Below are 17089 nucleotides of genomic sequence, written 5' to 3'. Positions count from 1 at the left end.
CTTGTGGGCCATAAATTCCTCCAATCAGTATTCCTAATTCTGTTGAAGGTCGTGTCCACTTTTTTAAGACAAGTCCACTTGAAGCACAGCGGACAAATTCGATTTAAAATTAACTTTCATGACGATTAAGATCTTATGTGGGGATTCAATAGCATGTTTTGTGGTGTGTACACGTTGGATCTATGCGTGCTTCATGTGCGGCCGTTGCAAAACTGTAAGAAAGAACTCGGTTGGTTTTTAAAATAGAACGGGACAATTTAAGATCAGCATTTCTCAAGCCCAGGTATGTTTTGATGCTCAGATTGTTAAGAGCATTTTTAGACTTGGTTACCCAAATTTTCTGAAGGACTGGCTCACAAACTTCGAGCGCCTTAACGTAGTTGGCACGACACAATGCATCTGATAGCGCGGGAATATGTAAAACACCTGATTGATGCTTGCCAAAGCAATTCCTAAAGCCAGATTTGATTATTGCGCCAGTTAGGCGGGAAACCCATCAAATCTATCGGTATATTCGGATGATCTTCCAAAAGGGCTTGCAACCGATCGGCCCAGTGCGTATCGCCTGAAATCCGCTTCAGCAAAGTCTGGATGGCAACCGCATGGTTGTAGAATCTTTTGTAATGAACGACATGATGCCGTTCGCTTCTTGCGACGGATGGCACCACGCCAAACTCCCGGTTCCAAACTCTACTGTGATGGGCGCAAAGATTCCTTAAGTGAGAGCAGGCATGTAGCCAAGACTGCAGCCGGTGGCGGGGCAAACCAAACTCATTGGCTATTAGCTTTTTGTCGGTGTCAATCAAGTGCTTGAAAATAATTGATACCGTGCCAAACGGCAGTAGCTCGAAGACCATCCAGCTAGGTGGCTCCTGTGGGTTGTCGTATTTCTGTAGGTAGTGTCGAATAAAATCTGACTGTTTATTCCGATTGAACGGATCGATTCCGGTCTCTTTTCGAACCCTTCGCATAAAATCGTTGTGATCGAACGCAGGAACAAATTGAGTGGAATCCAAATACCAATGTGGATCGACACGCTCTGATAGTGCATTTGAGATAGCGGTCCGTGCCGCAACCTCGATCCGTTCGGAAGCGTCCATTATGAGCACACGTAGGCGTCGGTCGAAAACGTAGCGGTCGAGCACCGTTTCAAATGTCAACCCAGGACGAAAATCGTCATGGTTCTCGCCGCCATCTCGATATTGAAACGGAAACCAATAACCTGAGAGGCGGTAGTAGCCGATAAAGCGTAGATAGTGCTCTGCGCGTGCAGGGTCTTCAACGTCCATGCCTCGTTGTTCCAAAAGCGTGCGTTGAGCGCCAATATCAAGCGATTGTTTTTGAAATGGTATTTTAGGCAATAAAAAACCCGCCTGTTGCGCTTCGTCGAGAGGCGTGGCGGGTATGTTGACCCCTTTATGCCCCAAGCTACGTTGAATGTCAATCGAGTGCGCGAGCACGCGGTGTGAAAATTTAGTATCTCAAGATACAGCTGGCGAAAGATTTTTCAACTATTGTGTTGTTTTGTGAACTTACTAATCGTCGAAAGCTGATGTTTTAGCTTAAACGTTAGTTCCCGCAAAGTGCTGTAATCACTTGAAAAACGTAGGGTGTCGGGCATGCGCTTCTATGGCTGAGTGTCAACGATCGATCACCGTTTCAAAAAAGGTAACATAAGCAGCATCTGACAGTGTCAATTTGGGCTAGTCAGGCAAGCGTGAATTTTAGTTTTGTTGTCGTGCAATTGCTCTTTGTAGTCGCTCTGCCAAAGATTCGTCTCCTGCCGCGATCACAGTACCCTCAACTCGCGCTGCTGCTAAACGTTTTTCTAGTTCTACGACGGCGTCGGGTGCGAATTCGCGAGGTTTAGGACGGGCGTGTAAGAAAGGTAGAATTTTGCCAAAGGCATCAACGGCGAGGGCATAGTCTTCACGTTCCTCGGCTTCCCGAGCAATTCGCATAAGCGCCACAGCTGGATCTATACCCTCCGCGTCAATTAATTCGCGTAGAGCATGGTTTGTGGAACGTTTATTCGGAGTTCCCTTCTTTCTTCCACCCGTTTTTCGACCAAATGCCATTTGTCTAATCCTAGTCTACATTTAGAATTAATTTAATTGAAGAAGTGCGTTTGTCAACCATCTGATTTTGTTGTGAAATTTATAACGTAAGTCACCCGCAGGGAGAGGCGTGTATTGCGGCCAACTATTGACGCTCTAATGCGTCTTTGATGAAGTGAAATCATAATTTATGAAATAATTATCAGAATCAGCTTTTTCGAAAATTCTGATCAACAGCAAAACTTAGTCGGGAACTAACCGAAAACGGAAAACGTAAAAGTTGGTTGTGCCGAACATGGTAATAATTTCTGCTGGGCTTGCAGGGGTTGCAGGATACAATTTGGCTAATTGTATATAGATCTGACTGCATTTTTCCACGTTGGGTTAGAATATTCCCTGCATGTCCTGCATCCCCGTCATTGCGTGATGTTGGAGTTTATTTTTTCAATGGTCCAAAGCGCTACATTCGCTCTATTCTTTCCACGGTTGGATATTCTTCTTCCATCGATGATGCGGCCAGCGTGCTTCTTGAGGAAATGTCCAAATCGAATTGTGTTTAGGTGACCATTGCGGTCCAACATTTCTGCGAGCGCTTCAGACAATACTTCATGCTCTCTAAAATCCGCATGGCGTTCAGTATCGCGAGAAATAATTTTTGAAATCTCACTTGTGGTCCAAGTACGATCAGTCGGCAGAGCTTGAAGAGCAGCTGAGGTGCGCTCACGCTCAGGATCAAGATCTCGCACAGTATCGGAACTGGAAAGGGGATCAATGCCACCTAGCCAGGTGACCGCTGAGCGAACTAAGTTCGACCATTCTTCGAATGAGCCAAGCGGTGGCTTAACTTTTTTAGCGCGTTGTGTCACAAACGCCCTGAGTACAGTCAATCCCGCGTTGACGAGTTCAACACGCCGTTCCAGTGCGACTTTGACAACGTCATTGTCGAATACTCGGTTTTCGGGGCGTTCGGTGCATGCATCCAAACAGATCAATACAACTCGGCGTGTTAGATCGCCTGCAAACCTCAAAGAGTTGCCTGTCGCACAAAATGTTGCACCAGTCGGCAGCTTCATCGCACGGGATTCGCCTAGTACACGGACCGTCACGTTACTCTGGGTTAATACTTGGCAAAGAAACTCCGATCTAAGTGGATGTTCTATATTGTCGATCGTAAGGAAAGACTCACCTTGCATCAACATAGCCCCAATTTGCTTTTGCATTTCGGCCTCTTCACGCGGCGCCGAGAGAACGGAAGCGGGTTGGCCCGTTGCTAAAATGGCGGCAATGTCCACCAGTTTACTCTTTCCAGTGCCAGGGGTCGGAGCAGTTACGCCGAACATGGGAGCGGAAGTCAGCGCCGGTCGAACTATAGCTGTAAGAAGCATTGACATTGTGGCGGCGTGATCGGCTTCGGATACGAAAGGGAATGTAGAGATTAAGTCTCTGAGGATATTAAATGAGGCTTTGGCGTCGCCAAATGTGGGTTCGATAGGTATTGGTGGCCATTTGCGGTCGGACACAAATAAAATTCCGGTCTCAGTATCAAAACCTTTGGCCGAAATTACGGTGCCATCCGGACGTAGCGTTGGTGCTGATGCGACGGTCTTTATTTGTGGGAAAGGCCAATCACCAGCGCGCGAAAGAATTGTCTCAGCTACCACCGTGGGACACGCAATCTTTTTAAAATCATTGATACGTCCATCCCAGCGTTGCCACTCGATGATCTCAGTCAACATTTCGACTAATGCGATCTTGTTGAATGATACTAAAATTGCCACTCCGTCGAGGGTCGAATTCTGGGGCTGTTGTATTATGACCGGACGCACAAGTGAAGTTCCACGTGCAAAAATTGGCGCACGAGACTCAACGAGAGCTTTCATTGCCTTACTGACAACTTTTGGAAGTTCTGAATCAATGTACTGGATCACTGGGCGCGGTGAGGGAGGCGTTTGCTCGTGCTCATAAGGTTGGGCATAGGGAAGGTATGCGGGGGTAATGTTTGGGCGGGTAATCATTGTGCGGCACTTTCTCTTCGAATTTCATCGTTCCAGTCTCGATTGTCAGGGGCTGAGAAAATGGTGACGGACCAACCAAGTGTTGATGCACGTTCGGCAAGTTTTTGCCCAGCAGATCGACCGGTTTCGTCCCCATCAGTTGCGACAATGAGGTTTCCGGGCATGTCTGGGAGACGTAGTTTTTCGAGGCCCGAGGCGGACAACGCCGACCATACTGCAACAGAGCCGTATAGGGGGCCGCATAGAAGTGAAAGCCCGGTCTCAATGCCTTCAGATACTGCGAGAGCCTGTGTCCCGTGTGCGAGCCTGACTATTCCGCCAGAGATAGGTCCAAGCATCATCTTGTTCAGTTGCTTACCATTAGGGTCGAAGAATGTCCTATGCACACCACCAGTAGAGACATTGGCGATCATTGCAGATAGCCTCCGCCTAGAGGGGCCGTGATATGTTTTTTCAGCCCATCGCAAGGACGAAGGTAGTTGACACGTGATCCCGCGATTTCGCAAATATGTTTCACCCGGGGTACCACCTATCGGTTTTGAACTACTCCAGATTTCTCGTGCTTTCTCGTATCGAGCCTGTTTGTTTTTATCATGGTTTCGCTGGGCAGCGCGAATTTCGGGGAGGCGAGGTCGAGTGAATTTACAATTTGAAAAACCCGCAGCAGCAAGGATTTTAAAGAAATCGCACCCTGATTTGTGGCAATATATTAAAAGTCGCCCGCCGCTCTTTGAGATCGACAAAGCGCGCTGATCTGTCCGTCGCTCCGGCTGACATACTGGGCAAGCCATGTTTGCCCCAGTTCCGCGCAAGATGCCCTCAAGAGACGTACCAAAGTTGTGTGGAGTGAGGTTAGATATTGTCATGTCCAGTTCCACGTATGGTTACTGCTTTTTCAGCCTTTGGATCTGAATCACACCAAACATTTGGCCCCTCGTAACCGCAACCGCACCCCTCGCAATTAAACTGAAACGTCTGATTTCCGCGAATAATGATATTGCCGAGCTCACCGCAAATACCGCAAATTGCGAGACCACAATCGGTTAGTAGGAGTGGCGTAGGGTCATCAGAATGTCCGAAGAGTTGGGCACGCTCTAATAAAGCGCCTTCAGTTGTGAGTTCCAAACGCTTCACGCATCCAGGTTCAACCCGAAAAACCGCACGGCAGACTACGCAATCGGCCTCGTTACCACGCTGTGTGATTGATTTTGGCGGTATTGCCGCACTGCATGACCAGCATATAGACAACTGTGATATTGTTGTAGCGGTTGCTCGTTCTTGTTTCACGACGGGTTCATGCCCTTTGTTCAAATATAGGAATCTCATTGTCCATTCTTCATATTTTGGGTAGGAGTTTACGCTGGTGCACTTGCAGTTTGCACAAGCACAATCTCAACCACTCGATGTTGATCAAAATGTTAAACACTTCTGTGCTGCGCCTAGTGGGGATTGATTCAGTCGATCCCTCGCGCAGTTTTGGCGCGGTCGATGACGCCTACGACCTCTGATTGGGGCCAGCGGGAGAGACCTCCGAGTTTGATTGGTTTAGGTATTAAGCCGTGGCGAACCCAACGATGCCAAGTTGGGCGCGAAATACGTAATATCTCACACCCTTCGACATCTGTAAGAAGCGGGTCATCATGAGTAAAAGGTGTACTTGTATCTGGATTTTGAGGCTGGTTAGGTGGCATATCTAATCTCCTGTTTTCATTCAGAATCAGATTGCATCACCAATGGTTTACTCGCCAACCGAACAACAATGATTTTTTTATCATTCAGAAATTAAATATGAATTTTGTGCTAGGTGCCTTTTTTTGAAACGCACCAATTACACACTTTTTGTAATTTCGCTATTCGGATTCATGTTGTTGAGATCGTCAACCCCAGTAGTGACGAAAGCTGACCATTGGATTAACCAGCGGCGTCGGATCTCGAGCAGTGAAGAGCGTTGATAGCTTGCCTCGACCTTGCTCATTACGTTATGCGAAAGACACATTTCAGCTACATCGCGAGGGCAGCCGTGCTCGGCAAGATAGACTCGCAGCGATGATCGGAACCCATGAGGTCGTGCACTATGGCCTGCCCGTTTCATGTACTGAGAAAGGGTCATGTCAGAAATCACATTCCCTCTGCGACCCGGAAAAAGGAAGTCTCCACGGGCGTGCCGCTTTGCATCTTCGATAACCTTCAACGCTGCAGGTGCAAGAGGTACGTCGAAATCTACGCCGGACTTCATAAATATTCCAGGAACCTTGAGAATATCGCCATCAATAAAATCTGGCATGAGGTACCGGAGGCTTCCTGAGCGCAGTCCAGTCAAAATCATCAAACGCAAAGCTAGTTGTGACACCTTGCCGTCGCACAATGACGCGTAGAAAACTGGTACTTCGCGCCAGTCCATACTTGGAATATGTTTAGTTTTGAGTTTGATCGTGCCTAGCAATGCGATTGCTTTGGCTACCGCTTGGAGGTCTACATCATACCCAAGGGCGGCGCCGTGTTTCAAGACAATTCCAAGCCGCTGAATTGCTTTTTGCGCCGTGGCAGGTTTTGCCTTCCAAAGGGGTTTTAGGGTGTCACGAATCGCGATTTGGTCAATATCAGATATGGGTGTTTGACCCAATTTAGGCAGTACGTGAAGTTCTAACGGTGAGAACCAACGTCCAGCTTTGCCACCGTCTTTGAGACGGCCCTTTTGCGCCTCAAAAGCATCTAATGCGACATCTGCTAGTAGGTGGCGTCTAAGCCCATGTTTTTGGCGCTGACGTTCACGTTCTTGGATTGGATCAGTACCATCTTTGGCGATAGCGCGCCATTTCTCAGCCGCCGCACGCGCCGCTGAGAGCGGCACGTCGTGGATGGAACCCAGCCCCATATGACGAAGTGTCCCGTGAACTGATATACGCAACATCCATGATCCGGTGTCCTTGCTCTGTTTGATAAGCCATAGGCCGTTGCCGTCCCCATATTTACCTTTGGGGGCTTGCTTAACTTGTACAGCACTCAATTTATATTTTGCCATCGTCGCACCATTACACACCTTATTACACACCTAATGGTTAGATGAAATGAGACCAGCTGACAATTCATGATAGAAAAAAACAACGGGATTTCAGTAGTTTATATTTTTGTGAATGCTGATGATAATGATTTGAATATGCTGATAATGCCTCTTTGTGCTTCTCGACCGCACCAAATTGTTTTAAAAGAACCTGCCTTTGGGCAGGTTTTTTTGTTTTTGGGGGGATGAGTGGCGAATTCAGATCAAACGCAGGGTGGATACAGGTTCTTGCCGCTTAACGCGCTCATTTTCGTTCTAGCTCTTTTATTGTTGTGCAAACTAAGCTTTACCCTTTTCACCAAAGTGGCAGCAGATGAAGCTTATTATTGGCTTTGGGGGCAAAAACTGGGATGGTCCTATTTTGACCATCCGCCACTCAACGCTTGGGTTTTGGGCTTAAGTGACCAGATTTTCGGTACCAATATTATTGGCTTGCGCCTACCAGCCGTGGTGACATTTGCAGGCACGCTTTATGTGATGTGGTTGTTTGCCCAGCGTTTGTTTCCAACTGAAAGCAAAAATAGCTTTCTGATCATGGTGGTGGTGTTTCTGGCTTCGCCCACCTTGTTTGTGTGGACCACGATTGTCTATCACGATCATCTGATGCTGTTTTTGTGTCTGGCGGCAACCTATTGTTTTACAGATTATTTTGCGCGATTTGCCGAGGACAGGGAAACGGACGTAAAGCGCCTTTATCTTGCCGCGCTATTGCTCGGGCTGGCAGGGCTCACAAAATATGCTGCGGCCTTTTTAGGTGTCTCAGTGGCGCTGGTGGTGTTGACAAGCGCGTCCTTGCGTCCGCTCTTGTTGCGCCCGCATATCTATCTGGCGGGGTTATTGACCTTTGCGTGCATGATTCCTGTTTTGATCTGGAATATGCAGAATGATTGGGCGTCATTTCAGCTGCATTTAAGTGATCGCTACGAGCTGAACGCGTTTGAAGGGATCAATGCCGGGACATTTGCTCGCTATCTGTTTTCGACGGCCCTCTATTTTGGTGTTTTTTTGCTGATTCCACTCGTGGGTATTATCTGGCCTCGCCGATATCAGACGAGCTTCGCCCATGTGGGCGTGCGGCTGGCACAAATCACCATTCTCACCTCTATGGCCATATTCGTGGTGTTTGCGGCGCGGGGCACTGTGCATTGGTATTGGAGCGATCTTGCTTACGCGCTGTTGATCATTTTCATGCCGATTTTTATGCGCTGGGCCTGGCTGATCTGGGCACATGTGGTGACTGGAATAGTGTTTATCGCCTATGGGTTGATGACCTATGCCATCGTCCCTGTCGAGCTTTATTTTGGTCAAAATGGATTAGAGGTCGGCCGCATGTATGGATGGGATCAGGTGGTCCCAAAAGTGGAGAGACATTTGGACCAGCTCGGCATTGAGCATGTGGGCGGCACGCTCTATGTCAGCGCCGGACAGTTGGCTTACTATCTAGATCGTGCCGATATCTACGATTTTGCCGCTAAGGAATCGCAATTCAATTATTGGGATCAGAAAAATATCCCGGCCGGTGAGGACGCGCTGGTGGTGCACGATCCCTTTGGCGATCTCGATACCGCCAAACAGCGGTTTGAGACGCTAACGCTGCTGGAGCGGTTCAACATCAATCTTATGGGGTTCGACGTGCTCTGGTATGAGATCTATCTGGGCGAAAACGCCACCCCGATTGATGATGAGCTGATTAAAGTGCTTTACGCGCCGAAATCTAGGCTTTGATCAGCTTACGGATACCCGCATCTAATGAAAAGATACCGGGGCCGCAGACAACGATGGTGAGCGCCGCCAGTGCCCATTGGGCGTGTAAGGCCCAGGCGCCCGGATAGACCAGTTGGATCACCATGGTCATGCCGAGTAGACCAAGGCCGGCGAAGCGCGAGAACAGGCCGATGACCAACAATACGGGCAGGATGACTTCGCCCAGCGCCGCAAAATAGGCGAGCAATTCTGGGAACGGCATATTATAGGCTGTGCCCAGAATATGCAGCTTATATTCCTGGCTGAACAGATATTTGGCGCTTGAATTGATCTGGGTGGGGAAGGATGCCCATTTGGTCCAGCCTGAATTCCAGTAAGGGATTGCCACGAAGACGCGCACCGCCAGTAGGGCCACCGAAAGAACCACATAGATGGGCAGGCCAAAGCGGCGCAGGGGTTTAAATTCTCCAAAGATCGCGGCGATCATTTTTGTTCTCCATTTTTCAGCTCAAAGCGTTCGATGGCGCCCAGCGCCAGCAAATTGGTCAGCAGGTCTTGCAAATCAAAGGCGGGGTCCGATTTCTCGCCAATATCCACGCTGGTGGCGAGAGAGAAACCGGCGGTCAGGGCCGTGAGCCCGGCCTTGTGTTTCGCATCGATGGCCGCAGTGGCCACATCCCATGAGGGGCGACACAGCAGCGTGATTTGCGGCTGCTCAAAATCAATGCCTTCCAGCGTTTGGCCCACGGCGGCACGCTGATAGATATCGTGGGCGGGGAACCGCGAATAGGACCAAAAGAAGCTGGGGTGAAATTTGAGTTTGGCGCTGTCGAGCGCCTGTTGGGGCAGATTGGCGATCGTGACTGGATCAAAGCGCCCGCCATCGGCGGCGTGATAAGATTTGACCCGCTTATACTCAATGTCGGCAATATCGGCGAGAAAGGGCACCTGTTGCGCCGGTTTGAAATTGCCCAAGAACTGCGCGAACTCGTCGCCATAATAGATCATCAGTGGCGAGCTGGGCGGAAAGTTGAGAGCATATTCGCGGGCGAGCGCGCGAAAAAACTCTTCTCCCACCAGCGATTGGCAGGCGGGGAAAGTGCTCGCCAGATTGTCGATCAGGCTCACCAGCACATTGTTGCGGTAAACGCCGAAGCGTTTGGGTGCTGGAGCGCCGTTTGGGTCGACCAGATTGGCGGGGCCGTCCTCGTCCGGATGAAACAGGGCGCGGGCAAAGCTGGTCTGGTCGTTGCGGAAATTAGGCGAGCGCATGGGGGCGGGCCTCTCCAAGTTCTCGCAGCATAGTATCGCGTGCGGCTTCTGCCTCGGCATAGAGCGTCGGCCAGTCCGGCACATCATTGTCCCATTCGATCAGGGTCGGGCGGTGTCCCGCCTTCTTCACCACATAGCGATAGAGATCCCATACGGGCGGTGCCACCTGCCGGTCATGGCTGTCAATCAGCAGCGGTGCATCATCGTCATCTGTGTCAGTGGCGTGGCCTGCAAGGTGGATTTCACCTACGGCATGCAGCGGGAACCGGTCCAGATAGTCATAGGCATCCAGTTTTTGATTGTTGGCCGAGATATGGACATTGTTCACATCGAGGATCAGTTTGCAGCCGGTGCGCTTTTGCATCTCGGTGATAAAGCTGATCTCGTCCATTTCCGTTTCGCTGAAGGCGACATAGGTCGATGGGTTTTCCATCAGTAAGGTGCGGCCCAGCGTTTCCTGTATCTCGTCCACATGCCCGACAACTCGGTTGAGCGTGCGTTGGGTGTAGGGGATGGGCAACAGATCGTTGAGGAATAACATGTTGCGATCTGTGTCATGGCTCGACCAGGCCAGATGTTCGGACACGAGCTTGGGATTATAGCGATCCACCAACTTTTTCAGCCGCATCAGGTGCGGGCGGTCCAGCGGGCCATCGCTGCCGATGGACAAGCCTACGCCATGTATCGATAGATCGTAATTTTCATCAAGAGCACGCAGCATGGCATGGGGCGGGCCGCCATCACCCATGTAATTTTCTGCGTGCACTTCAAAAAAACTGAGATTGGGTTGGTCTTTGCTGATATCTGCAAAATGCTCGGGTTTGAACCCGACGCCGATTTCTGGTGCTTGCCTATTATGCATTATATCCCCCCGTTTAATTGCGCGGGGGCTGGCCCCCGCGCGAGAATGGAAGAGCAGATTTCAGATTACGACATATCGCGCTCAAGCGCTTCCAATGAGCCTGTACGGTCGCCCGGCAGGACTTTCGCCCAGAACTCTTCATTTTCGCAAAGGCCTGCTGGCACCAATGTCCAGGCATTGCCTTGATAATCAACTTTTGATGTGCCAGCGCATGATGTGCCAGGACCTGCAGCGCAGTCATTTTTGCCTGCTACAGACACACCATAGCATTTTTCCATGTCACCTTCAGCAAGAGCTGGTGCTACAGATGCAGTTGAGGCTACGGCTGCTGCAACGGCGCTGGCAACAACGAGACCTGTGGCAGTTTTGGCTTTAGACATGTTTTCCTCCGATTAAATTTAACAAATTGTTCCGCAGAAATTCTGCTGCACCCTTTGTGTCGAATTGCCGAAGAAAAGGAAAATAACGCTTGGCACGCATTTTATCACTTTGGTGTGAGCCGTGTGTGATCCAACCTTAGCCTGAAAGTGTCGATGCGCATCAATTTGTCATATATTGAGGATAGTTATGCCGAATTCGGCCACAATTGAGTGGCCATTTAGCTGTAAATTCGCTAACACAGGACTAGACGGATTCATCCCACATCCAAGGAGGCACACATGTCGAATGCAGAAAAAGCACATTGGGCAGATGATGCTGAATTGGATGAAATCCCACCCTTCCGCGACGATGATAACCGGCTCAACCGAGACTGGATTGACCAGCTTGTTGATCTGATTGCCATTCAGGACGGGAACGAGGTGGCGCGCTATATGGCGCCGTTGCACGCCTCAGATGTGGGCGATGTGCTCGAAGCCATTTCCCCGGCTGATCGGTTTGAGCTGATCAATCTCTTGGGCGAGCTGTTTGATTATTCGGCGCTGACTGAAGTTGACGACGCGGTGCGCTTGGAGCTGATGGAGCTTTTGCCCAACACCGACATTGCGCGCGGTGTGCAGGAGCTTGATAGCGATGATGCGGTTTATATTCTTGAAGATATCGGGGGTGGCGACCGGGAGGAAATTCTTGAAGCCTTGCCCACTTTCGAGCGGTTGGCGCTAAAGCGTTCGCTAGACTTTCCGGAGGAAACAGCCGGTCGGCGGATGCAGACCGAGTTTATCGCCATTCCCCCGTTTTGGACAGTGGGGCAAACCATTGACTATATGCGGGAGGCTGACGATCTGCCCGACGACTTTCACCAAATTTACGTGGTGGACCCCAGTTATAATCTGCTCGGCACTTTAGCGCTGGACCGCATGTTGCGGGCCAAGCGCCCTGCGGTGATCAAAGACATTATGAACTCCACTATTATCGAAGTGGCCGCGGAGGAAGATCAGGAAGAAGCTGCGCGCGTTTTCGAACGCTACGACCTTGTTGAAGTCGCGGTTGTCGATGACACACGTCGACTGGTGGGTGTACTCACGGTGGATGACATCGTTGATGTGATCCAGGAAGAAGCAGGCGAGGACATTAAACGTCTTGCCGGTGTGGGTAATGAAGAGATTTCCGGCAATGTGTGGAACGCGGTTCGGTCGCGTCTCACTTGGTTGGGCGTTAACCTGGTCACCGCCATTCTTGCTTCGCTGGTGATTGGCATGTTTGATGCGACCATTCAGCAAATGGTGGCCCTCGCAGTGTTGATGCCTATTGTCGCCTCTATGGGGGGCAATGCTGGCACCCAGACGATGACGGTGGCCGTGCGGGCGCTGTCGATGCGCGAGCTGGACAGTTATAATGTGCGCCGCTTGATCACGCGTGAATTTCTGGTGGGCGTGGTGAATGGGTTGGTGTTTGCGCTGGTCATCGGGCTTGTGGCGTCGATTTGGTTTGCCAATCCGCTGCTCGGGCTGGTGATCGGTGCGGCCATGGTGATCAATATGATCGCAGCGGGCGTCTCCGGCATTTTGATCCCGCTGGCGCTGGACAAATTGAAGATTGACCCGGCGATTGCCTCCAGTGCCTTTGTGACCACAGTAACTGATGTTGTTGGTTTTATGTCCTTCCTTTATATCGCGGCTTTAGCGTTCAATCTGTTCTAAGTGGCGCAAACCGGGGCGATTAACCGAGTTGTCCACTATTTCATCCACACAGTGGAGCTATGCAGGATTTGCACTTGCTAGTTTGGTAAGATTTGATTAACCCTATAGGTCTTGCTGATGTCTTATCAGTGAGAAGGGATCAACAATTATAGGAGGCGACATGCGTAGCCAAAAGGCTGTATGTTGGCGAGCCGCGAGCTGGACCTTTGTAAGTCTATTGTCTGTTGGGCTCCTCGTATCCGTTCTGATCAGCGCTTAGAGCTGCTGAATATGGGTTTTAGGGTGCGTACCGATCATCGGCGCACCCTTTATTATGTGAAGCAAATAAGGGAAGGCAAAGGCCAAGCTGATTGCGTTTTCCCTTGGTTCACGACAAACTGATTTCATGATTCATCTGATTAAACTTTGCGTTGGCATCAAAAATGTCGACGAACTAATTGCTCGCCGTAAAATGCTGGCGGAGGCAGGGCATGGGCGACGCGATGGCCTGAATGTGCATCGTACGCGCATGACTCCCAAGCGTCGAAATGAACTGTTGGATGGCGGATCGCTTTATTGGGTGATGGGCGGCAAGATTACCGCGCGCCAGCGCATTGTGGATTTGGTGGCCGCCACCGATCATGAAGGCAAATCCTGCTGCGATATACTATTGGATCCCGAGATATTTCGCACGGTGCCGCGCCCCAAACGGCCGTTTCAGGGGTGGCGCTATTTACGTGCCGAGGACGCACCGAAAGATGTGACGCAGGACGACGATGATGCCTTGCCACCCGAGCTTGCCGCAGAGTTGGATGCTTTGGGGCTGCTTTAACCCTTTCATTTACTGTCTATATTAAGGTAAATAATGAATTAAAAGTTCTGGTGTCTTGCACCCGGATTTGATCTGACGCACTCTATTTCCCATAGGGAAGAGGTGACTCGTTTATGGCCGAACGCACTGGCGCGCATGTGATTGTGTTGGGAAATGAAAAGGGTGGATCTGGCAAGACCACTACTGCTTTTCATCTGGCCATTTATTTGCTTTATCAGGGCTATAAAGTCGCCACGATCGACACGGATAGCCGACAACAGACATTGACGCACTATGTTAAAAACCGCCGGAATTGGGCGAGGGTGCATCAACTGACTATTCCACATTTGACCCATTATCATTTGCCTAACGCGAAAAATGACAGCACGGCTGAGCGTGAGCGTATCGAGTTTGCATTGTTTCGTCAGGCCGTGGGTGAAGTTGAGGGGCGCGTTGACTTTTTGATCATCGACACGCCGGGATTTGACACACATTTGACACGGCTAAGCCATGCCTTGGCAGACACGTTGATCACGCCGGTAAATGACAGCTTGATTGATCTGGATGTGTTGGCGGACATCAATCCGGTATCGCTGGAAATCCGCAAAATCAATCATTATGCCCGGCTGGTGCAGCAAGCCCGGAAGGAACGGTTGGCGATTGATGGGCGGACCATTGATTGGGTGATTGTGCGCAATCGTATCGCGACGCTGGCTTCGCGCAATATGCGTAATGTGCAAATGGCGATCGAGCATATTGCCCGCCGATTGGGATGCCGCGTGGCCGATGGCATTGCAGAGCGGGTGGCGTTCCGGTCTCTGTTCGCGTCTGGCCTGACCGTATTCGACTCGCTTGGTGATGATTTGTTGCCGGGTGGCGGCGTGGCGCAGGTGAGTGCGCGGCAGGAATACCGGCATCTCGTTGATGCGTTGAATTTGCCCGTACGAGAACGGCTTGAAGAGCGCCGCGCGCGGCGGGAGGAGTGGCAAAAGCGGGTTCAGGAGCAACCCGCCTTTGAGCATATTGCCAGCCCTTATTAGTCCTGATTGGTCGGCACTTTATAATCCCACAAAATGGCGCGATTGCCATTAGGCGAAAATACATCCAGTTCAATGGATACGCTTGGCTTCAAAATGCGGCGTGTACGTGAGGAAAGGGCGAGGACTGAATTGAGCAATTCTCCCACAGATTTCCGTGCGCTTTTTTCCACCATTTGCTGTGCCAGACCCAAAAGGGTGGCGCGCCGCAACTTATAATCGTCTGAGGCGAGTGGTGATTTCGGCGTAAAGGCCGCCAAATTTTGCAAGCTATCATCATTTTGCATTGAGTTACTCCATACTACTTACTCAAGCGGTGCTTATTTTACCCCGGTAGTGCCAGACATTTGATGTCTTTGGTTTTGAGTGTCTGGCAAGTTTGAATCGCCTCTTTTTCGTTGGTGAAGCCGACAACGCGCGCCCGGAAATAGGCTTGTCCGTTTGTGGTGATCGGCTGAACGGTGGATCGTAAATCCTTTAGATCTTCCACCGTGTTTGTGGCATCTGCCAATATTTGATTTGCTTCCTGGGCGCTTTTTGCGGCCCCCAATTGCAGGCTCCAGCGCTCGAGCTGTGCGGTTTTGGGTTCGTCGCCGATCGCGCTGGTGATGTCATTGCCCACCGTTGCTGGCGGCACGAGGCTCACTGGCTGTTGTTGGGTTGATGGCCCGCCATTAATCAGGTTGCCGAACAGATCAAGCGGCGTCAGCGACGATAGCGACTTGCGCTGTGGCTGAGGCGTTGCCTGTTGCACCGGCGCTGGAGCGCTGCCTTGTGGGCTGCGCAGCTCGATGGGTTGGGCCACTTTGATCACGCCGAGTGGCTTGGTGCTGTCACCCATCAAAAGATCAATCGGGCGGCTCGGCGGTGCTGGAGCGGCTGTAGGCTCAATGCTTGCCAGCTGAATTGTTTCTGCCTGCACATTTGTTTGCGCTGGTGGGGTTGGCACTGGTTTTGTGCTGGTGTCTGCCAGGGCCATCACTTCAGTTGGCGGCGTCAGGGCAGGGCCAGCGCTTAGATGCGCGGGACGTGCCGGTGGCGTACCTTTAATGGCCAACGAAACAGGGTTGGAGGCCATTGTAATCACACCGCCTGCGCCTGTGGGCCGCGGAATGCTGGCTTGACGCCAATAGTCGCCGCGGCGGGCCTTGGGCAGATATTTTTTGATCAATGATGCCACTTTTGCGTTGCGCTCGCCGCCAGAGTTGAAGCCGAAACCAGCCACGATCACATGGCGGTTGTTGACGCGAGCCGAAGTGAGCAAATTAAAGCCGGCGGCATTGATATAGCCTGTCTTGATGCCGTCCACGCCCTTAACGGACCGCAACAGGCGGTTATGGTTACCATATGTGTTGCCGCGGTAGCGGAAGGATGTGGTTTTGAAATATTTGAAATATTGCGGGAAATGCTGAAATATCGCCATGCCGAGACGCGCCTGATCGCGCACGGTCGTGACCTGCCGTGAATCCGGCAGACCTGATGGATTTTTGTAAGTTGTGCTGTTCATGCCTAAAGCGCGCGCTGTTTTGGTCATGCGGTCAGCGAATTTCGGGACAGAACCCGAAATATTCTCGGCGACAACCCGCGCCACATCGTTGGCAGATTTGGTCACCAGTGCCTGGATGGCGTCCGAAACCGTGATGGTTGTGCCCGGTTTCAAATAGAGCTTTGAGGGCACGGCGCTGGCGGCATATTTGGACACTTTAAATTGGGAGTTGAGGGTCAAACGCCCCGCCTCCAATTCTTCGAACACGATATAAAGTGTCATCACTTTTGCCACGGAGGCTGGATAGCGCTTGGAATCTGCCGCATAGGAATAAAGGGTCTGGCCGGTTTTGGCGTCCACAACAATCCCTGCATATTTGCGCAAATTGGCGGCGTGACTATCGATGACTGAAAAAAGTGAAACAGCAAAAAGCGCCACCACGAAGAGGAGGCGCTTTAAGGCCATAAATGACAGGTGCTGATCAGACTGGAAAACCACTCTGTACTCCAACTAAATCGGCCCTTTGCAATGGGAGGGCCGTACGCGAAACTTACGAACTCAACTCAAGCTCCGACTATGGCAGGGCACCCTTACGAATGAGTAAAATTGTCGAAAAATTTGAAAGAAAATTTTTCAAGGGCATTTTGTTCACAAAAAAGAGACTAAACTGATCACCGATTTGACGCGTTTAGCCCTTAACATTGAGCCAATTTTGCATACATAATAG

Annotated in this window: 16 protein-coding genes; 4 read left to right on the top strand and 12 right to left on the bottom strand. The window is 50.7% G+C overall.

The window, feature by feature from the left end; translation table 11 throughout:
* Positions 1–452: 452 nt before the first annotated feature.
* The 6 genes from L1I42_RS15595 to L1I42_RS15575 all read right to left on the bottom strand — a co-directional run bounded on the left by L1I42_RS15595 (position 453) and on the right by L1I42_RS15575 (position 7094).
* Entirely contained in the window at positions 453–1427 is a 975-nt protein-coding gene (locus tag L1I42_RS15595; RefSeq protein ID WP_236115667.1) for an Abi family protein, read from the bottom strand.
* Between the two features lie 297 nt (positions 1428–1724).
* Positions 1725–2078 (bottom strand): hypothetical protein, encoded by a 354-nt coding sequence (locus tag L1I42_RS15590; protein ID WP_236115666.1) that lies wholly within the window; start codon positions 2076–2078, stop codon positions 1725–1727.
* A 395-nt stretch (positions 2079–2473) separates the two neighbouring features.
* Entirely contained in the window at positions 2474–4072 is a 1599-nt protein-coding gene (locus L1I42_RS15585; protein ID WP_236115665.1) for a hypothetical protein, read from the bottom strand.
* Positions 4069–4863 carry a DUF7146 domain-containing protein gene (locus L1I42_RS16440; protein WP_439651513.1) on the bottom strand — a complete coding sequence of 265 codons (795 nt, stop codon included), beginning with the start codon at positions 4861–4863 and terminating at the stop codon, positions 4069–4071. Before L1I42_RS16440 ends, L1I42_RS15585 begins: the two co-directional genes overlap by 4 nt.
* Positions 4864–5526: 663 nt before the next feature.
* On the bottom strand, positions 5527–5763 hold the full coding sequence (locus L1I42_RS15580) for a helix-turn-helix transcriptional regulator (RefSeq protein WP_236115664.1): 237 nt from the start codon (positions 5761–5763) through the stop codon (positions 5527–5529).
* Positions 5764–5900: 137 nt separating this feature from the next.
* Positions 5901–7094 (bottom strand): tyrosine-type recombinase/integrase, encoded by a 1194-nt coding sequence (locus L1I42_RS15575; protein ID WP_236115663.1) that lies wholly within the window; start codon positions 7092–7094, stop codon positions 5901–5903.
* Positions 7095–7322: 228 nt separating this feature from the next.
* On the opposite strand from L1I42_RS15575, the gene L1I42_RS15570 reads away from it, so the two are divergent.
* A complete protein-coding gene (locus tag L1I42_RS15570; RefSeq protein ID WP_236115662.1) occupies positions 7323–8858 on the top strand; it encodes an ArnT family glycosyltransferase in 1536 nt (511 codons plus the stop codon).
* Here the strand turns inward: L1I42_RS15570 and L1I42_RS15565 are convergent.
* The 4 genes from L1I42_RS15565 to L1I42_RS15550 all read right to left on the bottom strand — a co-directional run bounded on the left by L1I42_RS15565 (position 8848) and on the right by L1I42_RS15550 (position 11351).
* Complete coding sequence (locus tag L1I42_RS15565; RefSeq protein ID WP_236115661.1) at positions 8848–9324, bottom strand: DoxX family protein; 477 nt, start codon at positions 9322–9324, stop codon at positions 8848–8850. The two genes, L1I42_RS15570 and L1I42_RS15565, sit on opposite strands and share 11 nt — an antisense overlap.
* A complete protein-coding gene (locus L1I42_RS15560) occupies positions 9321–10109 on the bottom strand; it encodes an HvfC/BufC N-terminal domain-containing protein (protein ID WP_236115660.1) in 789 nt (262 codons plus the stop codon). The genes L1I42_RS15565 and L1I42_RS15560 overlap by 4 nt, the downstream gene beginning before the upstream one ends.
* Positions 10096–10971 carry an MNIO family bufferin maturase gene (gene bufB / locus L1I42_RS15555; protein WP_236115659.1) on the bottom strand — a complete coding sequence of 292 codons (876 nt, stop codon included), beginning with the start codon at positions 10969–10971 and terminating at the stop codon, positions 10096–10098. The genes L1I42_RS15560 and bufB overlap by 14 nt, the downstream gene beginning before the upstream one ends.
* 65 nt (positions 10972–11036) lie before the next feature.
* Entirely contained in the window at positions 11037–11351 is a 315-nt protein-coding gene (locus tag L1I42_RS15550) for a BufA1 family periplasmic bufferin-type metallophore (protein ID WP_236115658.1), read from the bottom strand.
* Positions 11352–11630: 279 nt separating this feature from the next.
* Between L1I42_RS15550 and mgtE the strand changes: the two genes are divergently transcribed.
* The 3 genes from mgtE (at position 11631) to L1I42_RS15535 (ending at position 14879) form a co-directional block, all read left to right on the top strand.
* Complete coding sequence (gene mgtE / locus L1I42_RS15545) at positions 11631–13049, top strand: magnesium transporter (protein WP_236115657.1); 1419 nt, start codon at positions 11631–11633, stop codon at positions 13047–13049.
* Between the two features lie 385 nt (positions 13050–13434).
* Complete coding sequence (locus tag L1I42_RS15540; RefSeq protein ID WP_236115656.1) at positions 13435–13860, top strand: DUF1489 family protein; 426 nt, start codon at positions 13435–13437, stop codon at positions 13858–13860.
* A 113-nt stretch (positions 13861–13973) separates the two neighbouring features.
* Complete coding sequence (locus tag L1I42_RS15535) at positions 13974–14879, top strand: division plane positioning ATPase MipZ (RefSeq protein ID WP_236115655.1); 906 nt, start codon at positions 13974–13976, stop codon at positions 14877–14879.
* On the opposite strand, the gene L1I42_RS15530 is transcribed toward L1I42_RS15535, so the two are convergent.
* Positions 14876–15163: a hypothetical protein gene (locus tag L1I42_RS15530; protein ID WP_236115654.1), complete on the bottom strand. Its 288-nt coding sequence runs from the start codon at positions 15161–15163 to the stop codon at positions 14876–14878. The two genes, L1I42_RS15535 and L1I42_RS15530, sit on opposite strands and share 4 nt — an antisense overlap.
* Before the next feature lie 38 nt (positions 15164–15201).
* On the bottom strand, positions 15202–16860 hold the full coding sequence (locus tag L1I42_RS15525) for a D-alanyl-D-alanine carboxypeptidase (protein WP_236115653.1): 1659 nt from the start codon (positions 16858–16860) through the stop codon (positions 15202–15204).
* Between the last annotated feature and the right edge of the window lie 229 nt (positions 16861–17089).

This window comes from Maritalea mediterranea (assembly GCF_021568695.1).
In the GTDB taxonomy this organism is placed as follows: domain Bacteria; phylum Pseudomonadota; class Alphaproteobacteria; order Rhizobiales; family Devosiaceae; genus Maritalea; species Maritalea mediterranea.
Note: the sequence above shows the minus strand (reverse complement) of the source record. Positions and strands in the feature narration are given on the sequence as shown.

Coding starts and splice junctions, on each gene's coding strand:
- L1I42_RS15540 (WP_236115656.1), top strand. CDS start 13,435: ATGATTCATCTGATTAAACTTTGCGTTGGCATCAAAAATGTCGACGAA.
- L1I42_RS16440 (WP_439651513.1), bottom strand. CDS start 4,863: ATGGCTTGCCCAGTATGTCAGCCGGAGCGACGGACAGATCAGCGCGCT.
- L1I42_RS15550 (WP_236115658.1), bottom strand. CDS start 11,351: ATGTCTAAAGCCAAAACTGCCACAGGTCTCGTTGTTGCCAGCGCCGTT.
- bufB (WP_236115659.1), bottom strand. CDS start 10,971: ATGCATAATAGGCAAGCACCAGAAATCGGCGTCGGGTTCAAACCCGAG.
- L1I42_RS15535 (WP_236115655.1), top strand. CDS start 13,974: ATGGCCGAACGCACTGGCGCGCATGTGATTGTGTTGGGAAATGAAAAG.
- L1I42_RS15560 (WP_236115660.1), bottom strand. CDS start 10,109: ATGCGCTCGCCTAATTTCCGCAACGACCAGACCAGCTTTGCCCGCGCC.
- L1I42_RS15585 (WP_236115665.1), bottom strand. CDS start 4,072: ATGATTACCCGCCCAAACATTACCCCCGCATACCTTCCCTATGCCCAA.
- L1I42_RS15580 (WP_236115664.1), bottom strand. CDS start 5,763: ATGCCACCTAACCAGCCTCAAAATCCAGATACAAGTACACCTTTTACT.
- L1I42_RS15530 (WP_236115654.1), bottom strand. CDS start 15,163: ATGCAAAATGATGATAGCTTGCAAAATTTGGCGGCCTTTACGCCGAAA.
- L1I42_RS15590 (WP_236115666.1), bottom strand. CDS start 2,078: ATGGCATTTGGTCGAAAAACGGGTGGAAGAAAGAAGGGAACTCCGAAT.
- L1I42_RS15575 (WP_236115663.1), bottom strand. CDS start 7,094: ATGGCAAAATATAAATTGAGTGCTGTACAAGTTAAGCAAGCCCCCAAA.
- mgtE (WP_236115657.1), top strand. CDS start 11,631: ATGTCGAATGCAGAAAAAGCACATTGGGCAGATGATGCTGAATTGGAT.
- L1I42_RS15565 (WP_236115661.1), bottom strand. CDS start 9,324: ATGATCGCCGCGATCTTTGGAGAATTTAAACCCCTGCGCCGCTTTGGC.